Origin of the sequence: Escherichia sp. MOD1-EC5433, assembly GCF_002966005.1 — a bacterium.
Classification (GTDB): Bacteria; Pseudomonadota; Gammaproteobacteria; order Enterobacterales; family Enterobacteriaceae; genus Escherichia; species Escherichia ruysiae.
In genome coordinates, this window is the sequence record NZ_PTRL01000002.1 from 427,911 (window position 1) to 445,640 (window position 17,730).

A 17,730-nucleotide genomic window follows, 5' to 3' on the forward strand; every position below is an offset into this window, starting at 1 on the left:
CTTTTTATCCGAAATCAGCCACGCACCCAGCCTTTACGTATAGGTAAGGCGAAACAGAAGCGATACCACAATTGCAGCTTCTGGTAGAGTATAGCCCCCACCGCCTGCCAGATAATCTGGGCGCTAAGGCAACCAATCATTCCTGCCAACAATCCACCGAGCATGTCCAGCGGCCAGTGAACACCGAGATAAACACGTGACCAGGCAATGACCACCGCCAGCGCCATAAGGATTGTGCCTGACCACAGGCGATGCCAGCATAAAAATGCCAGCGCAAAGGTGAAAATCACCGTACCGTGGTCGCTTGGGAAAGAGTCATCCGCCGCATGATGCAGGAAGTTATAGCCGATATGATCAACAAACGGACGGTCGTGCGGAAATAAGTGCCCCATCGTCCAGGAAACAAACAGGCTGACTGCCAGCGCGATGGCGATTTTTATCACCAGTTGCCGTTGAGCCGTAAATCCCCATAGCCAAAGCACCGTAGCCAGCAGCGGCACTACAGTAATTAAATCTTTGGCAATAAAAATCGCTAACGAAATCATCCATGCGGATGAGTCTGGCGTCGCATTAATAAGAGAGAATAATGAGTAATTCAGATTTTCCAGCATAACTTTCAGACTCAAAAGGTGATTAAAATGGGGAGCCATCAGGCAAGTCGATGAGCATAAAGTGCGTGTTAAACAGGGTAAAGCAGCATCGTCTTATTTCACTTTCGGATTGGCTTACAACAGGGAATAGTAACGCGAAGGAATTAAATAAAGCTTAAAGAAAGAGTGGCTATACTCGGAATAATGTAAGAATGTGCTTAAGCGTGGTTTCAACTACAAAATTTGCTTTCTCGTTTGCTGCGCTTTTATTAAACTTTGTGCGATTATTCTTGGCGAAGAAATTGCATGCAAAATAGATTAGCTACTGGTGCCAGACTTGGGCGTCAGGCATTACTTTTCCCCCTCTGTCTGGTGCTCTACGAATTCTCGACCTATATCGGCAATGATATGATTCAACCCGGTATGCTCGCGGTAGTGGAAGAGTATCAGGCGGGTATTGACTGGGTTCCTACTTCGATGACCGCTTACCTGGCGGGCGGGATGTTTTTACAGTGGCTCCTGGGGCCGCTGTCGGATCGTATTGGTCGCCGTCCGGTGATGCTGGCAGGCGTGGTGTGGTTTATCGTCACCTGTCTGGCAATATTGCTGGCGCAAAACATTGAACAATTCACGTTATTGCGCTTCCTGCAGGGGATAAGCCTTTGTTTCATTGGCGCTGTTGGATACGCCGCGATTCAGGAATCCTTCGAAGAGGCGGTTTGTATCAAGATCACCGCGCTGATGGCGAACGTGGCGCTGATTGCTCCGCTACTCGGTCCGCTGGTGGGCGCCGCGTGGATCCATGTGCTGCCCTGGGAAGGCATGTTTGTGCTGTTTGCTGCATTGGCGGCGATCTCCTTTTTCGGTCTGCAACGCGCTATGCCGGAAACTGCCACGCGTATTGGTGAGAAACTGTCCCTGAAAGAGCTAGGCCATGACTACAAGCTGGTGCTGAAGAACGGTCGCTTTGTTGCCGGAGCTCTGGCGCTGGGATTCGTCAGCCTGCCGCTGCTGGCGTGGATCGCCCAGTCACCGATTATCATCATCACCGGCGAAAAGTTGAGCAGCTATGAATATGGGTTGCTGCAAGTGCCAGTTTTCGGGGCGTTAATTGCGGGTAACTTGCTGTTAGCGCGTTTGACCTCGCGCCGCACCGTTCGTGCATTGATCATCATGGGTGGCTGGCCGATTATGATTGGCTTGCTCGTCGCCGCTGCCGCAACGGTTATCTCATCGCACGCGTATTTATGGATGACCGCCGGGTTAAGTATTTATGCTTTTGGTATTGGCCTGGCGAATGCGGGACTGGTGCGATTAACCCTGTTTGCCAGCGATATGAGTAAAGGTACGGTTTCTGCGGCGATGGGGATGTTACAAATGCTGATCTTTACCGTCGGTATCGAGATCAGTAAACATGCCTGGCTGAATGGCGGTAATGGACTGTTTAATCTCTTTAACCTTGCCAACGGAATTTTGTGGCTGCTGCTGATGTTTATTTTTTTAAAAGATAAACAAACAGGAAATTCAAACGACGGATAAGAAAATGCCTGGTTGCTTTGTACAATCAGGCATTCATGGATTAATGGTGATGGTCGTCGATTTGATGTTCGATAACCATCCCTTCGCCTACGCTGGCAAGATGACGAACATACGGATGTGGGCGGTAAGCCGGAGCTGGAGTAGGCGCCACATAGACAGTTTGTGGTACAGTCGCGACGCTGACCGCTTGTGGAACGCTGACTGAATCGGGGACTACCACCACTTTGTATCCGCTCGGCACATCAACGGTGACACTTTGCGCCATTGCCACACCAGTAAAACTCAACAGAAACGCGCCCAGCAGTACACAATTTTTCATCATCATTTCGCCTGAAATAATCCAGAAGGGGAATTTCCGCGAATTATGCATCCTTCATTCAGGCATTGTGTTGCCGGGCGTGCTGCCGTTTTATTGATTAAATGGCGCTTCGTGCTTAAGAATTTTATCGATCACATCCAGTACGCTTTCACGGTTATTAGAGCCTGCGCGGTATTTCGCCGCAGCTACGACCGCGTTGCCAGCATTTTCCATCGCAAAGCTAAAGCCAGCCTGGCGCAGCATTTCGATATCGTTACCGCCATCGCCAAAGACCACCACTTTACTGTCATCTATTCCCCATAATTTCTGGAGTTGCCGCAGGCCATTGGCTTTATGTACGCCGGGGATAATCAGATCGATGCTACCGTTGCCGGTGTGAACCGGCACCATAATATCGCCAATCGAATCATGTAACTCTTTTTGCACTTGCGGAATCAGTTCATCGGAAAGATTCAGGCCAAACTTAAAGAAGATATCTTCTAAGTTGTCAAAGTTATCGACATATTCCAGACGGTGATAATACATTTCCGCCACCGTTTTCATGGCATCGTCATATTTTTTGAGGGTATAGGCGCTATTTTTTCCGCAGGCAATAATTTCCACTTCCGGGCGCGTCAGTAAATGTTCCACGACAGTGGCAAATGCATCCTTCGACAGCTCGCCATTAAAAACATCTTTGCCTTCGCTCACAACCCAACCACCGTTTTCTGCCACAAAGGCAATTTCATCGGCAATTTCGGGGAAGAAAGAGATCAACTGATAATATTGATTCCCGCTGGCGACCACAAAGCGAATCCCTTGTGCTTTCATCTGCTGATACTGAGCCATAAACCGCTCGCGGTTATAGGTTTTTTGATCGCTTAAGAAAGTACCATCCATGTCTACCGCAATTAATTTAATGCTCATCAATTATTCTCCATCGCCGTCTGCGTTTTGGTATCGGGTTTGGCGACGGCTTTCGCGACAATAGCCGCGAGAATAACCAGCGCCAGTACAACCAGCATTGCACTACGTAATCCATAATGTTCGCCGAGATAGCCCAGCAGCGGCGGCCCGACGAGGAAAGCCAGATAACCGGTCGTCGCTACTACGCTGACGCGGGTCGGCGCATCGGGGCCGGTATCGCTGGCGGCAGAAATGGTCAGCGGGAAGCCCAGCGAGGCACCCAATCCCCAAAGAACAACAGACACCCCAGCGACCCAGGCGCTATCGACAAAAATAATCAGCCCAATACCCAACGCACCCATTAGCGCACTGGCACGAACCACGGCAACACGGCTGTAACGGTCGATGAACCAACCGCCAGTGAAGCGCCCAACGGTCATCCCCAATGTGAAACCGGCATAAATCAGTGAGCCGGAAGTGGGGCTAAAACCGTGACCATCAACCATTAACAAGGGTAACCAGTCGTTGGCAGAACCTTCAGCAAAGGCCATCGCCAGCACCACAACACCAATCAACAGCAACTGGATATCGCGATAAAAAGGTACGCCTTTTTCGCCATGCTGCGTGCCATCGGCGGCATTTTTTCCCGTACCGCCGGGGATTGCCTGAATGGCGATATAAATAGGCGCGATGCCTACCAGTGCCGCCAACAAAATATGCATAGTTGCCGGAACGCCAAAGGCCGTTAGCGCCATCCCAACACCAGCGCCTGCCAGCGTGCCGAGGCTATAAAAGCCGTGCATCATCGGCAAAACCGTTTTATTCATTTCTCGCTCAACGGCGGCACCTTCAACGTTTATAGCAACTTCAGCGGAACCAAAACTGGCTCCAAAGACGCCAAGACCAACGGCAAAGAGCACGGGCGATGTCAGCCAGAGCGCCAGACTTAATATCATCATCCCGATCAACGCGCAGGACATCGTGACCAGGATGACATTACGCGTCCCAAAACGTTTCACTAACCACGCCGAGCAGAGAATTCCGCTCATCGAACCGATCGACAAACCAAAGAGTACACCGCCCATTTCAGCGATCGAAACAGAAAGAATGTCTCGAATCGCTGGCGTACGGGTTGCCCAGGACGCCATTAACAAGCCTGGCAAAAAGAAGAACATAAACAGCGCCCAGGTTCGGCGTTTCAAGGCATTACGTGAAGAATTTACGGTCATAGATCACGTCAAAAAAAGAAGAGGGAAGACAACCTTAGCAAGGTTGTGTACATTTGTACACAATTGCAAAGAGAGGAAATGACATGCGTCGCGCTAACGATCCGCAACGGCGAGAAAAAATCATCCAGGCCACGCTGGAGGCGGTGAAACTTTACGGAATACATGCCGTTACGCACCGCAAAATCGCTACCCTTGCCGGAGTGCCGTTGGGGTCGATGACCTACTATTTTTCAGGAATTGATGAGTTGCTGCTGGAGGCGTTCAGCAGTTTTACAGAGATAATGTCTAAGCAATATCAGGCATTTTTTAGCGATGTTAGTGATGCCTCAGGCGCCTGCCAGGCCATAACCGACATGATCTACAGCTCGCAGGTTGCAACGCCGGATAACATGGAACTGATGTATCAACTTTACGCATTGGCCAGCCGAAAACCGCTATTAAAAACGGTGATGCAAAACTGGATGCAGCGTAGTCAGCAAACGCTCGAACAATGGTTTGAACCCGGAACCGCCCGCGCGCTGGATGCGTTTATTGAAGGGATGACACTGCATTTTGTCACTGACCGTAAGCCGCTATCGCGCGAGGATATTTTGCAGATGGTGGCGCAATTGGCAGGGCAGGAGATAAATTTCAGGCAACAAAAAACCCATCAACCTTGAACCGAAATGGCGGGGTTGATGGGCTCCACAAAATGGGGACATCAAAGAAAAGCAGTGGCACTAATTAAGACTGATGCCCCGAGGAAAAGTTCTGTGGTTGTACAAAAAAATTTCATTTTTGGGGCAACTTCAGTTTTATCCGAGTCCTGGCCATACCATTACGATGATTGTCCCTGCCAGCGTCAGCAGTACGTTAGCTATTGCATAAGTGCCCGCATAACCTAATGCCGGGATGTTGCTGCGCGCAGTGTCGCTGATGATCTCCATTGCCGGAGCACAAGTACGTGCGCCCATCATTGCACCGAATAACAGCGCGCGGTTCATGCGCAGCACATAAGCGCCAAACAGGAAGCAAATAACAACGGGCACCAGGCTGACAATTAACCCGGCAATCAACATCTGACCGCCAATAGCACCCAGGCCGTTATTGATGCCACTACCGGCGCTTAAACCCACGCCCGCCATAAATACCATCAAACCGAACTCTTTCACCATGCTTAACGCGCCCTGGGGAATATAGCCGAAGGTCGGGTGGTTCGCTCGCATAAAGCCCAGCATAATACCAGCGAATAACAACCCGGCGGCGTTACCCATGCCGAAGCTGAATGTGCTGAACTGGAAGGTGATCATCCCGATCATCAGACCTATGACAAAGAACGCGCAGAATGCCAGTAGATCGGTAACCTGGCTGTGAATAGAGATAAAGCCGATGCGATCGGCGATGGTTTTCACGCGACGGGCATCGCCGCTCACCTGCAATACATCGCCTTTATTAAGCACCACGTTATCGTCGATCGGCATTTCGATCTGGCTGCGGATGACGCGGTTAAGGAAACAACCGTGATCGGTCAGCTTCAGTTGTGCCAGGCGTTTACCGACAGCGTTATGGTTTTTGACGACCACCTCTTCAGTGACGATACGCATGTCGAGAAGGTCTCGATCAAAAACTTCTTTACCGTTACGGAAGCTGGGATCGAGCCGGGCGTGGGCGTCGGGATATCCTACCAACGCTATTTCATCGCCCATCTGTAGCACGGCGTCACCATCCGGATTTGCCAGAATCCCGTTACGACGAATACGTTCAATGTAGCAACCGGTTTGTCGATAAATACCCAGTTCGCGCAAGTTTTTGCCATCGGCCCAGGCGACCAGTTCCGGCCCGACGCGGTAGGCGCGAATGACCGGCAGATAGACTTTACGGCTGGCGTCGGTATCCAGACCTCGTTCACGAGCGATTTGTTGGGCGCTGGTCTGTAAGTCCTGATGCTGCAACTTAGGCAAGTAACGCGCACCGACAATCAAACTCACCAGGCCAATCAAATAGGTTAATGCATACCCGAGGCTTAAATTATCCAGTGCCGCAGAGAGCTGCCCGCTTTCTATTCCTGAGTGGCGTAAGGTATCGCCCGCACCAACCAAAACCGGTGTTGATGTCATTGAACCAGCCAACATACCGGCCGTCAGGCCGATGTCCCAGCCAAACAACTTACCCAGCCCTAAGGCGATCAGCAGTGCACTACCGACCATTACCAGGGCTAACATTAGGTAATTTTTCCCATCGCGGAAAAAAATGGAAAAAAAGTTGGGTCCGGCTTCGACCCCGACGCAGAAAATAAACAGCATAAAGCCAAGATTAAGCGCGTCGGTGTTAATACTGAAATGTTGTTGACCTAATAACAGTGATACGACTAAAACGCCAATGGAATTACCCAGTTGGATTGAACCAAGTCGTAATTTTCCGAGACATAGTCCAAGCGCGAGGACCACGAATAATAACAGAATGTAATTCCCATTTAACAATTCGGCGACGTTTATATTCACGGAGACTAACTTCTTGTTTACGAGTAAGCTGTTGAAAGAAATGGTAATTTAAGATAATGTTTTTACCTGAATTCAGAGCGCAGATTCATTCAGCGCACTTAATCAATAGTAAAGTAACAATATATTTTACTAGTGTAATCACATTAGATACCAACGGCTATAAGAATTGTGTTGGCCTATATTAGCATGGAATGCGAAGCGGCTTTATCTTACTGAGCGCCACACCGGCGAAAAATGTGTTCGATAGAGGCAGTGTCAGGAGGAACATGTGAAACATAAACAACATTGGGCGGGGGCAATTTGCTGTTTTGTCCTCTTTATTGTGGTGTGCCTTTTTCTGGCGACACATATGAAGGGAGCTTTTCGGGCTGCCGGGCACCCTGAAATCGGCTTACTGTTTTTCATTCTTCCTGGGGCTGTAGCCAGCTTTTTTTCGCGGCGTAGAGAAGTCCTTAAACCACTGTTTGGCGCAATGCTGGCAGCGCCGTGTTCTATGTTAATTATGCGTCTGTTTTTTTCACCATCACGCTCATTCTGGCAGGAGCTGGCGTGGTTGTTGAGTGCCGTCTTCTGGTGTGCGCTGGGCGCATTATGTTTTTTGTTTATCAGTAGCTTGTTCAGGCCGCAACACAGAAAAAATCAATAAAGCCCTCAAACAGAGAGGGCTTATCCGGTAATCAGGCGTCAAGATTCTCTTTCACCCAGGCAGCAAAATCGGTATAGCCACCGATGTGTTGCTGATCGACAAAAATCTGCGGTACGGTTTCTACCGGCTTGCCAGCTTTCTGTTGCAGATCCTCTTTAGTGATCCCTTCAGCACGAATATCCACATACTGATAGTGAAAATCATCGTGTTCATTACTTAACTTTTCTGCCAAATCTTTGGCACGCACGCAGTAAGGGCAACCCGGACGACCGAAAATAACGGTTTGCATTGGCTTTCTCCATTTATCTCTCATGTGTGCATGATCACGCCAAATCTTATTCGCTGAAAGTAGGTTTAACCTGTTGCATTGATTGCTTAAAGCTATAACTGTTAAGCACAACGCGGCGAAAGGTTTTAAACTGGCAGCTCACTTTGCAGAGGGAAGTTTATGCGCGCGATCGGTAAATTGCCTAAAAGCGTGTTGATACTGGAATTTATCGGAATGATGTTACTGGCGGCGGCGTTGCTGTCGATCAGTGACAACTTTTCGCTTCCAGCGCCGTTTTCTACGCCAGAAGCGCAAATTCTGATGATTTTTCTCGGTGTTTTGCTCATGCTTCCCGCTGCGGTGGTGGTTATTCTTCAGGTGGCAAAACGGCTGGCCCCGCAACTGATGAATCATCCACCGGAATCTTCACGTTCAGAAAGAGAAAAAGATAATGACGCCAACCATTGAACTTATTTGTGGTCACCGCTCCATTCGCCATTTCACTGATGAACCTATCTCCGCTGAACAGCGTGAGGCGATTATCAACAGCGCCCGCGCGACCTCCAGTTCCAGCTTTTTGCAGTGTAGTAGCATTATTCGCATTACCGACCCCGCATTGCGTGAAGCCCTGGTGCCGCTGACCGGCGGGCAAAAACACGTTGCGCAAGCGGCGGAGTTTTGGGTGTTTTGCGCCGACTTTAACCGTCATTTGCAGATCTGCCCGGATGCTCAACTCGGCCTGGCTGAACAGTTGTTGCTCGGTGTTGTTGATACAGCGATGATGGCACAAAACGCCTTAACCGCAGCGGAATCGCTGGGGTTGGGCGGTGTATATATTGGCGGCCTGCGCAATAACATTGAAGCGGTGACGGAGCTGCTGAAATTACCAAAGCATGTTCTGCCGCTGTTTGGCCTGTGTCTCGGCTGGCCTGCGGATAACCCGGATCTCAAGCCGCGTTTACCGGCCTCTATTTTGGTGCATGAAAACAGCTACCAACCGCTGGATAAAGATGCTCTGGCGCAGTATGACGAGCAACTGGCGGAATATTATCTTACCCGTGGCAGCAATAATCGCCGGGATACCTGGAGCGATCATATTCGGCGGACGATTATCAAAGAAAGCCGTCCTTTTATTCTCGATTATTTGCATAAACAAGGTTGGGCGACGCGCTAAAACCGTTACGGCGATGTATTATACGCGGGCTTTTGACCAGGTCTGACAGAGAGGTGCAGGGTGAAAATTGCCATATTGTCCCGGGATGGAACGCTCTATTCGTGTAAGCGGCTGCGTGAAGCCGCCATACAGCGTGGTCACCTGGTTGAAATTCTCGATCCGCTTTCTTGCTACATGAACATTAATCCTGCGGCGTCTTCCATTCACTATAAAGGCCGCAAACTCCCCCATTTTGACGCGGTGATCCCGCGTATTGGCACTGCTATAACCTTTTATGGGACGGCGGCGCTGCGCCAGTTCGAAATGCTGGGCAGTTATCCGCTGAACGAATCGGTCGCGATTGCCCGGGCGCGTGACAAATTGCGTTCAATGCAACTGCTGGCGCGTCAGGGCATTGACCTGCCTGTCACGGGGATTGCGCATTCGCCGGATGATACCAGCGACTTAATCGATATGGTCGGTGGTGCGCCGCTGGTGGTTAAGCTGGTCGAAGGCACGCAGGGAATTGGTGTGGTGCTGGCGGAAACGCGCCAGGCGGCAGAAAGCGTGATTGATGCTTTTCGCGGCCTGAACGCTCATATTCTGGTGCAGGAATATATAAAAGAGGCGCAAGGGTGCGATATCCGCTGTCTGGTCGTCGGTGATGAAGTTGTCGCGGCGATTGAACGGCGGGCGAAAGAGGGCGATTTCCGCTCCAATTTGCATCGTGGCGGCGCAGCAAGCATCGCCAGTATCACGCCGAAAGAGCGTGAAATCGCCATCAAAGCCGCGCGAACAATGGCGCTGGATGTTGCCGGTGTGGATATTCTGCGTGCCAATCGCGGGCCGTTGGTGATGGAGGTGAATGCGTCGCCGGGGCTGGAAGGAATAGAAAAAACCACCGGTATCGACATTGCGGGTAAAATGATCCGCTGGATCGAACGCCACGCCACGGCAGAATATTGCCTGAAAACGGGTGGTTAGTCGTAATTACATTACTGATCATGGTTTTGCCTGCGCTTTTTGCGTAAGCTGTGCCAGTCTTTTTATCGGAAGAGGTTGTACAAAATTATGACATCGCTGGTCGTTCCTGGTCTGGATACGTTGCGTCAATGGCTCGATGACCTGGGGATGAGTTTTTTTGAATGTGATAACTGTCAGGCTTTGCATCTGCCCCATATGCAGAATTTCGACGGTGTCTTTGATGCCAAAATCGACCTGATTGATAACACAATCCTGTTTTCTGCCATGGCGGAAGTCAGGCCTTCAGCCGTGTTGCCGCTGGCGGCGGATTTATCAGCCATCAATGCCAGCTCACTGACCGTGAAAGCATTTCTCGATATGCAGGATGATAATCTGCCAAAGCTGGTGGTTTGCCAGTCTTTATCTGTTATGCAGGGCGTAACCTATGAACAGTTTGCATGGTTTGTACGTCAGAGCGAAGAACAGATTTCGATGGTCATCCTCGAAGCTAATGCCCATCAGCTGCTGTTGCCGACTGACGATGAAGGGCAAAATAACGTTACCGAAAACTATTTCCTTCACTGATAACTTTCTTCGAACACGCAGTCGCTGCCGCAGTGACTGCGCGTCGTAATATTTCCTGCTGATTTTAACCTTTCATTAAAGATTAATTCACTTCTATTGTGCCGGGTTTGCTTTATCACATAGAGCAAATACGCATAAAAATTTGTTAAATACCGTTTTTTAATTACAGCTATAGTTTCAAACCCTGGCTAAAGTTATTCTTGCGAGGCTTTTATATAGCGAGCAATGCTGGCCGGGAGAGAGTTCTCTTTTCTTGCACCGCGCCGATAAAAAATATGCACGTTTATTGCATATCTTTCAGTGTGACAACTTTTGTTCGTTTGTTAACGAACTTTCAGAAGGAAAGAGATATGACCGCCTTAAATAAAAAATGGCTATCGGGTCTGATTGCGGGTGCTCTGATGGCCGTCTCTGTCGGCACGCTCGCGGCTGAACAAAAAACACTCCACATCTATAACTGGTCTGATTATATTGCCCCGGATACGGTGGCAAATTTTGAAAAAGAGACCGGTATCAAAGTCGTCTACGATGTTTTTGATTCCAACGAAGTGCTGGAAGGCAAATTAATGGCGGGGAGTACCGGCTTTGATCTCGTTGTGCCGTCAGCCAGCTTTCTTGAACGCCAGTTGACTGCGGGAGTATTCCAGCCGCTGGATAAAAGCAAATTGCCGGAGTGGAAGAATCTCGATCCAGAACTGCTGAAGCTGGTGGCAAAACACGATCCCGACAATAAATTTGCCATGCCGTATATGTGGGCGACTACCGGGATTGGCTATAACGTCGATAAAGTCAAAGCGGTGCTGGGCGAAAACGCGCCGGTCGATAGCTGGGACTTGATCCTCAAACCTGAAAATCTGGAAAAACTGAAAAGCTGTGGTGTCTCTTTCCTCGATGCGCCGGAAGAGGTTTTTGCCACTGTGTTGAATTATCTTGGTAAAGATCCGAACAGCACCAAAGCGGATGATTACACCGGACCAGCGACTGACCTGCTATTGAAACTGCGCCCGAATATTCGTTATTTCCACTCTTCCCAATACATCAATGATCTGGCGAATGGTGACATCTGCGTGGCGATTGGCTGGGCGGGCGATGTCTGGCAGGCCTCAAACCGCGCGAAGGAAGCGAAGAATGGCGTGAATGTCTCTTTCTCAATTCCGAAAGAAGGGGCGATGGCATTCTTTGATGTATTCGCCATGCCTGCCGATGCCAAAAATAAAGACGAAGCGTATCAGTTCCTGAATTATTTGCTGCGTCCGGATGTGGTGGCACACATCTCTGACCATGTGTTCTATGCCAATGCGAACAAAGCAGCTACACCGCTGGTGAGCGCGGAAGTGCGTGACAATCCTGGTATTTATCCTCCGGCAGATGTCCGCGCCAAAATGTTCACCCTGCAAGTACAGGATCCGAAAATTGATCGTGTGCGCACCCGCGCGTGGACCAAAGTGAAGAGCGGAAAATAATCCGCAGCCGTAGATGCCGGACGGGCGCACCATCCCCGCCGGCAATTCGCACCATCATGGTGCGCTTGCACACATTAAATGCCGGAGAGCAGCCGTGAATGACGCTATCCCTCGCCCGCAGGCGAAAAGTCGTAAGTCGCTGACACCACTATTAGAAATCCGCAATTTGACCAAATCTTACGATGGTCAACATGCGGTCGATGATGTCAGTCTGACCATTTATAAGGGCGAAATCTTTGCACTGCTGGGCGCATCCGGCTGTGGCAAGTCCACACTGCTGCGTATGTTGGCAGGTTTCGAACAACCTTCTGCCGGGCAGATTATGCTTGATGGCGTCGATTTGTCACAGGTTCCGCCTTATCTGCGCCCCATCAACATGATGTTCCAGTCCTACGCGCTATTCCCCCATATGACCGTGGAGCAAAACATTGCCTTTGGTCTGAAACAAGACAAGTTACCAAAAGCGGAAATTGCCAGTCGGGTCAACGAGATGCTGGGACTGGTGCATATGCAGGAGTTTGCCAAACGCAAACCGCATCAGCTTTCCGGTGGTCAACGTCAGCGAGTGGCGCTGGCCCGAAGCCTTGCCAAACGCCCGAAACTATTACTGCTCGATGAACCGATGGGCGCGTTGGATAAAAAACTGCGCGACCGGATGCAGCTTGAAGTGGTGGATATTCTGGAGCGTGTCGGCGTGACCTGTGTGATGGTAACGCACGATCAGGAAGAGGCGATGACCATGGCGGGGCGCATCGCGATTATGAATCGCGGTAAATTTGTTCAGATTGGCGAGCCGGAAGAAATTTATGAGCACCCGACCACGCGATATAGCGCCGAGTTCATTGGATCGGTCAATGTTTTCGAAGGACTGCTAAAGGAACGCCAGGAAGATGGCCTGTTGCTTTATTCGCCTGGGCTGGTGCATCCGTTGAAAGTCGATCCCGATGCGTCAGTGGTGGATAACGTGCCGGTGCATGTGGCGCTGCGTCCGGAAAAAATCATGCTCTGTGACGAACCGCCTGCTGATGGCTGCAATTTTGCAGTGGGAGAGGTGACACATATTGCCTATCTCGGTGATTTGTCTGTTTATCATGTCCGCCTGAAAAGCGGGCAGATGATCAGCGCCCAGTTACAAAACGCCCATCGTTTTCGCAAAGGGTTACCGACCTGGGGCGATGAAGTTCGTTTGTGCTGGGAATCAGACAGTTGTGTGGTGCTGACGGTTTAAGGAGCAAAGATGAGTACACTTGAACCTGCTGCCCAGCCGGGTGGATTAAAGCAGTGGCTTACACAGTGGCAAATGAAGCACGGGCGCAAACTGGTGATTGCGCTGCCGTATATCTGGTTGATTTTGTTGTTTCTGCTGCCATTTCTGATTGTCTTTAAAATAAGCCTGGCGGAGATGGCGCGCGCTATTCCACCTTATACCGAACTGATGGCGTGGGCTGACGGGCAACTTTCCATCACTCTTAATCTCGGTAATTTTCTGCAACTGACTGACGATCCGCTCTATTTCGATGCTTATCTCCAGTCGTTACAGGTGGCGGCGATTTCGACCGTTTGTTGCTTATTGCTCGGCTATCCGCTGGCGTGGGCAGTGGCGCACAGTAAACCGTCGACCCGCAATATCTTATTGCTGCTGGTGATCCTGCCTTCGTGGACCTCATTTTTGATCCGCGTTTACGCCTGGATGGGGATACTAAAAAACAATGGCGTGCTGAATAATTTTCTGCTGTGGCTGGGGGTTATCGATCAGCCGCTGACCATTCTGCATACCAATCTGGCAGTTTATATCGGCATTGTTTACGCCTACGTACCGTTTATGGTGCTGCCGATCTACACCGCCTTGATTCGTATTGATTATTCGCTGGTGGAAGCCGCGCTGGATCTCGGCGCGCGTCCGCTGAAGACTTTCTTTACGGTGATTGTGCCGCTTACCAAAGGTGGGATTATCGCCGGATCAATGCTGGTTTTCATTCCGGCGGTGGGTGAGTTTGTGATCCCGGAACTGCTCGGTGGCCCTGATAGCATCATGATCGGGCGCGTTCTGTGGCAGGAGTTTTTCAATAACCGCGACTGGCCGGTGGCTTCTGCGGTGGCGATCATTATGTTATTGCTGCTGATTGTGCCAATTATGTGGTTCCACAAATATCAGCAAAAAAGTGTGGGGGCACACGGATGAATAATTTACCGGTCGTTCGTTCGCCCTGGCGAATTGTGATTTTGTTGCTGGGCTTCACCTTTCTCTATGCGCCGATGCTGATGCTGGTCATCTATTCATTTAACAGTTCGAAACTGGTGACGGTGTGGGCCGGTTGGTCAACGCGCTGGTACGGTGAGTTATTGCGTGATGATGCGATGATGAGTGCAGTCGGCTTAAGTCTGACGATTGCCGCCTGTGCGGCGACGGCGGCGGCAATCCTCGGGACTATTGCGGCGGTCGTGCTGGTACGTTTCGGGCGGTTTCGTGGATCGAATGGCTTTGCCTTTATGATCACCGCGCCGTTAGTCATGCCTGATGTGATCACTGGCCTGTCGCTGTTGTTATTGTTCGTTGCCCTTGCTCATGCCATCGGCTGGCCTGCCGATCGCGGTATGTTAACTATCTGGCTGGCGCACGTGACTTTCTGTACGGCTTATGTGGCAGTTGTTATTTCTTCGCGTCTGCGGGAACTGGATCGCTCCATTGAAGAAGCGGCGATGGATCTCGGCGCGACGCCGCTGAAGGTGTTTTTCGTCATTACACTACCGATGATCATGCCGGCGATCATTTCAGGCTGGTTACTGGCTTTTACTCTGTCGCTCGACGATCTGGTGATCGCCAGCTTTGTTTCCGGGCCGGGAGCCACTACGTTACCGATGCTGGTCTTCTCCAGCGTGCGGATGGGGGTGAATCCGGAAATCAACGCCCTGGCAACATTGATTCTCGGTGCGGTCGGAATTGTCGGATTTATCGCCTGGTATTTAATGGCGCGCGCAGAAAAGCAGCGGATACGCGATATCCAGCGTGCAAGACGTGGCTGAAGACACTAAAATTTGCCAACCTGGCTACATAATGCCGCGCATGTCGCGGCATTGTTTTCATGGAAGACGAAACGTTGGGATTTTTTAAGAAAACATCTTCATCACATGCTCGCCTGAATGTGCCTGCACTGGTGCAGGTGGCGGCGCTCGCCATTATTATGATCCGTGGCCTCGACGTGCTGATGATTTTCAATACGCTGGGCGTGCGCGGTATCGGCGAGTTCATTCATCGCAGCGTACAAACCTGGAGTTTAACGCTGGTCTTTCTAAGCAGCCTTGCGCTGGTTTTTATTGAAATCTGGTGTGCGTTTTCGCTGGTGAAAGGGCGTCGCCTGGCGCGCTGGCTGTATCTGTTGACGCAAATCACGGCCGCCAGTTACCTGTGGGCAGCTTCGCTCGGTTATGGTTACCCTGAGCTGTTCAGCATTCCTGGTGAATCGAAACGTGAAATCTTCCATAGCCTGATGTTACAAAAGCTGCCGGATATGCTCATCTTATTGCTGTTGTTCGTTCCCGCCACCAGTCGGCGGTTCTTCCAGTTGCAATAATGTGTATAATCCTCGCCCCTGATGATGTGAAGGTCAATGTATGCAGTGCGCACTTTACGACGCGGGTCGCTGTCGCTCCTGTCAGTGGATAACGCGGCCGATTCCAGAGCAACTCTCCGCTAAAACCGCCGATCTTAAAAATCTGTTGGCCGATTTTCCGGTTTCGGAGTGGTGTGCGCCGGTGTCTGGTCCGGAACAAGGGTTTCGCAATAAAGCCAAAATGGTGGTGAGTGGTAGCGTTGAAAAACCACTGCTCGGAATGCTACACCGCGACGGTACGCCAGAAGATCTTTGCGACTGCCCGCTTTACCCTGCCTCATTTGCGCCTGTTTTTGCGGCGCTAAAACCGTTTATCGCCCGTGCGGGGCTGACGCCCTACAACGTGGCGCGCAAGCGTGGCGAACTGAAATATATTCTGCTGACTGAAAGCCAGATAGATGGCGGTATGATGCTGCGCTTTGTACTGCGTTCTGAAACCAAGCTGGTGCAACTGCGTAAGGCGCTGCCGTGGTTACAGGCACAACTGCCACAGCTAAAAGTCATTACCGTCAATATTCAGCCAGTGCATATGGCGATAATGGAAGGGGAGACGGAGATCTACCTGACCGAACAGCAGGCGCTGGCAGAGCGTTTTAATGACGTGCCGCTGTGGATCCGCCCGCAAAGTTTCTTCCAGACAAATCCGGCGGTCGCCAGCCAGCTGTATGCCACCGCGAGTGACTGGGTGCGGCAATTGCCGGTAAATCATATGTGGGATCTGTTCTGCGGCGTTGGCGGTTTTGGTTTGCATTGCGCAACGCCAGAAATGCAGTTAACGGGGATTGAGATTGCGCCAGAAGCGATTGCCTGTGCGAAACAATCTGCTGCTGAACTGGGTCTAGCGCGTCTGCAATTTCAGGCGCTGGACTCCACTCAGTTTGCCACCGCTCAGGGTGAAGTGCCGGAACTGGTGCTGGTTAATCCACCGCGTCGCGGCATTGGTAAACCGCTGTGTGATTATCTTTCGACGATGGCACCGCGTTTTATTATCTACTCAAGCTGTAACGCCCAAACGATGGCGAAAGATATCCGCGAACTGCCAGGATATCGCATTGAGCGGGTACAGCTTTTCGATATGTTCCCCCACACCGCACATTATGAAGTGCTGACGCTGCTGGTGAAGCAATAAAAAAGCCGCATCTGCGGCTTTCTGAATCTTACTGCGGGAACCACTGATCGCTGATTTTCTGATATGTACCGTCTGCTTTAACGGCTGCCAGTGCCTTATTCAGTTTCTCCAGCAGAGCTTTGTTATCCGGACGTACAGCGATGCCCAGACCGGTGCCGAAGTACTGCGGATCGGTTACTTTCTCAGTCGCAACGCCCAGTTGCGGATTGGTTTTCAGCCACTCATTAACTACCGCTGTATCACCAAATACCCCATCAATACGACCATTTTTCAGGTCGATAAATGCATTCTGATAACTGTCATAAGAGACGGTTTTCACTTCCGGATGCTGATCCTGAATATATTTCTGGTGAGTGGTGCCGTTTTCCATACCAATACGTTTACCTTTCAGGTCGGCAAAAGTCTTATAGGTATCTTTTTTGGCAATCACGACGGCTGAGTTTTCGTAATAGGGGGTGGTAAAGGCTACCTGCTTGCTACGTTCCGGTGTGATGTCCATCCCGGAAATCACTGCGTCATATTTTCTGAATTTCAGTGACGGGATCAGGCTGTCGAAAGCGTGATTAGTAAAAGTACATTCTGCCTGCATTTGTTTGCATAACGCCTTTGCCAGATCGATATCAAAGCCGACGATCTGGTTATTTGCATCCATCGATTCGAATGGTGGATAAGTGGCAGAGACGCCGAAATTGATTTTCTCTGCGGCAGAAGCGCCGAATGCACAGGATGCAAGTAATGCGGCAAGAACTAGCTTTTTCATGATGGAACTCCCGTCTGTCAATCTTATGATTATTAGCCGTGTCTGCGGCATGGATTTACAATGCCATCAAATGAATTTATATGCAATAAATATGATTAAATAGTTTGTGC

The 17,730-nt window shown here is 50.4% G+C and carries 20 protein-coding genes; 13 read left to right on the plus strand and 7 right to left on the minus strand.

The annotated features are described in order from the left end of the window. Positions 1-14: 14 nt before the first annotated feature. Positions 15-611 (minus strand): undecaprenyl-diphosphate phosphatase, encoded by a 597-nt coding sequence (gene ybjG / locus C3D30_RS06555; RefSeq protein ID WP_000892325.1) that lies wholly within the window; start codon positions 609-611, stop codon positions 15-17. Positions 612-896: 285 nt separating this feature from the next. Between ybjG and mdfA the strand changes: the two genes are divergently transcribed. After that, complete coding sequence (gene mdfA, locus C3D30_RS06560; RefSeq protein WP_001181217.1) at positions 897-2,129, plus strand: multidrug efflux MFS transporter MdfA; 1,233 nt, start codon at positions 897-899, stop codon at positions 2,127-2,129. 40 nt (positions 2,130-2,169) lie between these two features. Here mdfA and ybjH read toward each other — a convergent pair whose 3' ends face one another. From ybjH to C3D30_RS06575, 3 genes are all read right to left on the minus strand, one after another. Next, complete coding sequence (gene ybjH, locus C3D30_RS06565; RefSeq protein WP_077629224.1) at positions 2,170-2,454, minus strand: protein YbjH; 285 nt, start codon at positions 2,452-2,454, stop codon at positions 2,170-2,172. Positions 2,455-2,538: 84 nt separating this feature from the next. Further along, positions 2,539-3,354, minus strand: coding sequence for a 5-amino-6-(5-phospho-D-ribitylamino)uracil phosphatase (ybjI, locus tag C3D30_RS06570; RefSeq protein WP_105286631.1), 816 nt, complete (start codon positions 3,352-3,354; stop codon positions 2,539-2,541). Next, positions 3,354-4,562: an MFS transporter gene (locus tag C3D30_RS06575; RefSeq protein WP_105286632.1), complete on the minus strand. Its 1,209-nt coding sequence runs from the start codon at positions 4,560-4,562 to the stop codon at positions 3,354-3,356. The genes ybjI and C3D30_RS06575 overlap by 1 nt, the downstream gene beginning before the upstream one ends. An 83-nt stretch (positions 4,563-4,645) precedes the next feature. On the opposite strand from C3D30_RS06575, the gene rcdA reads away from it, so the two are divergent. Then, on the plus strand, positions 4,646-5,221 hold the full coding sequence (rcdA, locus tag C3D30_RS06580) for a DNA-binding transcriptional regulator RcdA (RefSeq protein WP_001250445.1): 576 nt from the start codon (positions 4,646-4,648) through the stop codon (positions 5,219-5,221). A 135-nt stretch (positions 5,222-5,356) separates the two neighbouring features. Here rcdA and C3D30_RS06590 read toward each other — a convergent pair whose 3' ends face one another. Beyond that, on the minus strand, positions 5,357-7,042 hold the full coding sequence (locus C3D30_RS06590; RefSeq protein ID WP_001024862.1) for an aspartate:alanine antiporter: 1,686 nt from the start codon (positions 7,040-7,042) through the stop codon (positions 5,357-5,359). Positions 7,043-7,310: 268 nt separating this feature from the next. Here C3D30_RS06590 and C3D30_RS06595 point away from each other — a divergent pair, with 268 nt between their 5' ends. After that, complete coding sequence (locus C3D30_RS06595) at positions 7,311-7,688, plus strand: inner membrane protein YbjM (RefSeq protein WP_000681103.1); 378 nt, start codon at positions 7,311-7,313, stop codon at positions 7,686-7,688. Between the two features lie 31 nt (positions 7,689-7,719). Here the strand turns inward: C3D30_RS06595 and grxA are convergent, their stop codons facing one another. Beyond that, a complete protein-coding gene (gene grxA / locus C3D30_RS06600) occupies positions 7,720-7,977 on the minus strand; it encodes a glutaredoxin 1 (RefSeq protein ID WP_001195223.1) in 258 nt (85 codons plus the stop codon). Positions 7,978-8,136: 159 nt separating this feature from the next. Here grxA and C3D30_RS06605 point away from each other — a divergent pair, with 159 nt between their 5' ends. The 10 genes from C3D30_RS06605 (at position 8,137) to rlmC (ending at position 16,860) form a co-directional block, all read left to right on the plus strand. Continuing rightward, positions 8,137-8,424 (plus strand): YbjC family protein, encoded by a 288-nt coding sequence (locus C3D30_RS06605; protein ID WP_001201566.1) that lies wholly within the window; start codon positions 8,137-8,139, stop codon positions 8,422-8,424. Then, entirely contained in the window at positions 8,408-9,130 is a 723-nt protein-coding gene (gene nfsA, locus C3D30_RS06610) for a nitroreductase NfsA (protein ID WP_021550513.1), read from the plus strand. Before C3D30_RS06605 ends, nfsA begins: the two co-directional genes overlap by 17 nt. A gap of 60 nt (positions 9,131-9,190) precedes the next feature. After that, positions 9,191-10,093, plus strand: a complete 903-nt coding sequence (rimK, locus tag C3D30_RS06615; RefSeq protein WP_000684316.1) for a 30S ribosomal protein S6--L-glutamate ligase — start codon at positions 9,191-9,193, stop codon at positions 10,091-10,093. 87 nt (positions 10,094-10,180) lie between these two features. Beyond that, positions 10,181-10,657 carry a type III secretion system chaperone family protein gene (locus tag C3D30_RS06620; protein ID WP_000203025.1) on the plus strand — a complete coding sequence of 159 codons (477 nt, stop codon included), beginning with the start codon at positions 10,181-10,183 and terminating at the stop codon, positions 10,655-10,657. Positions 10,658-11,007: 350 nt separating this feature from the next. Further along, positions 11,008-12,120 carry a spermidine/putrescine ABC transporter substrate-binding protein PotF gene (gene potF, locus C3D30_RS06630; RefSeq protein ID WP_000126057.1) on the plus strand — a complete coding sequence of 371 codons (1,113 nt, stop codon included), beginning with the start codon at positions 11,008-11,010 and terminating at the stop codon, positions 12,118-12,120. A 94-nt stretch (positions 12,121-12,214) separates the two neighbouring features. Then, on the plus strand, positions 12,215-13,348 hold the full coding sequence (gene potG / locus C3D30_RS06635) for a putrescine ABC transporter ATP-binding subunit PotG (protein WP_000995981.1): 1,134 nt from the start codon (positions 12,215-12,217) through the stop codon (positions 13,346-13,348). 9 nt (positions 13,349-13,357) lie between these two features. Next, positions 13,358-14,302, plus strand: coding sequence for a putrescine ABC transporter permease PotH (gene potH / locus C3D30_RS06640; protein ID WP_105286633.1), 945 nt, complete (start codon positions 13,358-13,360; stop codon positions 14,300-14,302). After that, positions 14,299-15,144 (plus strand): putrescine ABC transporter permease PotI, encoded by an 846-nt coding sequence (gene potI, locus C3D30_RS06645; RefSeq protein WP_001061658.1) that lies wholly within the window; start codon positions 14,299-14,301, stop codon positions 15,142-15,144. The genes potH and potI overlap by 4 nt, the downstream gene beginning before the upstream one ends. Positions 15,145-15,203: 59 nt before the next feature. After that, positions 15,204-15,692 (plus strand): YbjO family protein, encoded by a 489-nt coding sequence (locus tag C3D30_RS06650; protein ID WP_000389254.1) that lies wholly within the window; start codon positions 15,204-15,206, stop codon positions 15,690-15,692. 40 nt (positions 15,693-15,732) lie between these two features. Further along, positions 15,733-16,860: a 23S rRNA (uracil(747)-C(5))-methyltransferase RlmC gene (gene rlmC / locus C3D30_RS06655; RefSeq protein WP_105286634.1), complete on the plus strand. Its 1,128-nt coding sequence runs from the start codon at positions 15,733-15,735 to the stop codon at positions 16,858-16,860. Between the two features lie 28 nt (positions 16,861-16,888). On the opposite strand, the gene artJ is transcribed toward rlmC, so the two are convergent. After that, positions 16,889-17,620 carry an arginine ABC transporter substrate-binding protein ArtJ gene (gene artJ / locus C3D30_RS06660; RefSeq protein WP_010349646.1) on the minus strand — a complete coding sequence of 244 codons (732 nt, stop codon included), beginning with the start codon at positions 17,618-17,620 and terminating at the stop codon, positions 16,889-16,891. Positions 17,621-17,730 lie beyond the last annotated feature (110 nt).

What these genes read in the sequence shown, in the direction of transcription:
- ybjG (WP_000892325.1), bottom strand. Translation starts at nt 611, where the DNA reads ATGCTGGAAAATCTGAATTACTCATTATTCTCTCTTATTAATGCGACG.
- mdfA (WP_001181217.1), top strand. Translation starts at nt 897, where the DNA reads ATGCAAAATAGATTAGCTACTGGTGCCAGACTTGGGCGTCAGGCATTA.
- ybjH (WP_077629224.1), bottom strand. Translation starts at nt 2,454, where the DNA reads ATGATGATGAAAAATTGTGTACTGCTGGGCGCGTTTCTGTTGAGTTTT.
- ybjI (WP_105286631.1), bottom strand. Translation starts at nt 3,354, where the DNA reads ATGAGCATTAAATTAATTGCGGTAGACATGGATGGTACTTTCTTAAGC.
- C3D30_RS06575 (WP_105286632.1), bottom strand. Translation starts at nt 4,562, where the DNA reads ATGACCGTAAATTCTTCACGTAATGCCTTGAAACGCCGAACCTGGGCG.
- rcdA (WP_001250445.1), top strand. Translation starts at nt 4,646, where the DNA reads ATGCGTCGCGCTAACGATCCGCAACGGCGAGAAAAAATCATCCAGGCC.
- grxA (WP_001195223.1), bottom strand. Translation starts at nt 7,977, where the DNA reads ATGCAAACCGTTATTTTCGGTCGTCCGGGTTGCCCTTACTGCGTGCGT.
- C3D30_RS06605 (WP_001201566.1), top strand. Translation starts at nt 8,137, where the DNA reads ATGCGCGCGATCGGTAAATTGCCTAAAAGCGTGTTGATACTGGAATTT.
- nfsA (WP_021550513.1), top strand. Translation starts at nt 8,408, where the DNA reads ATGACGCCAACCATTGAACTTATTTGTGGTCACCGCTCCATTCGCCAT.
- C3D30_RS06620 (WP_000203025.1), top strand. Translation starts at nt 10,181, where the DNA reads ATGACATCGCTGGTCGTTCCTGGTCTGGATACGTTGCGTCAATGGCTC.
- potF (WP_000126057.1), top strand. Translation starts at nt 11,008, where the DNA reads ATGACCGCCTTAAATAAAAAATGGCTATCGGGTCTGATTGCGGGTGCT.
- potH (WP_105286633.1), top strand. Translation starts at nt 13,358, where the DNA reads ATGAGTACACTTGAACCTGCTGCCCAGCCGGGTGGATTAAAGCAGTGG.
- potI (WP_001061658.1), top strand. Translation starts at nt 14,299, where the DNA reads ATGAATAATTTACCGGTCGTTCGTTCGCCCTGGCGAATTGTGATTTTG.
- C3D30_RS06650 (WP_000389254.1), top strand. Translation starts at nt 15,204, where the DNA reads ATGGAAGACGAAACGTTGGGATTTTTTAAGAAAACATCTTCATCACAT.
- rlmC (WP_105286634.1), top strand. Translation starts at nt 15,733, where the DNA reads ATGCAGTGCGCACTTTACGACGCGGGTCGCTGTCGCTCCTGTCAGTGG.
- artJ (WP_010349646.1), bottom strand. Translation starts at nt 17,620, where the DNA reads ATGAAAAAGCTAGTTCTTGCCGCATTACTTGCATCCTGTGCATTCGGC.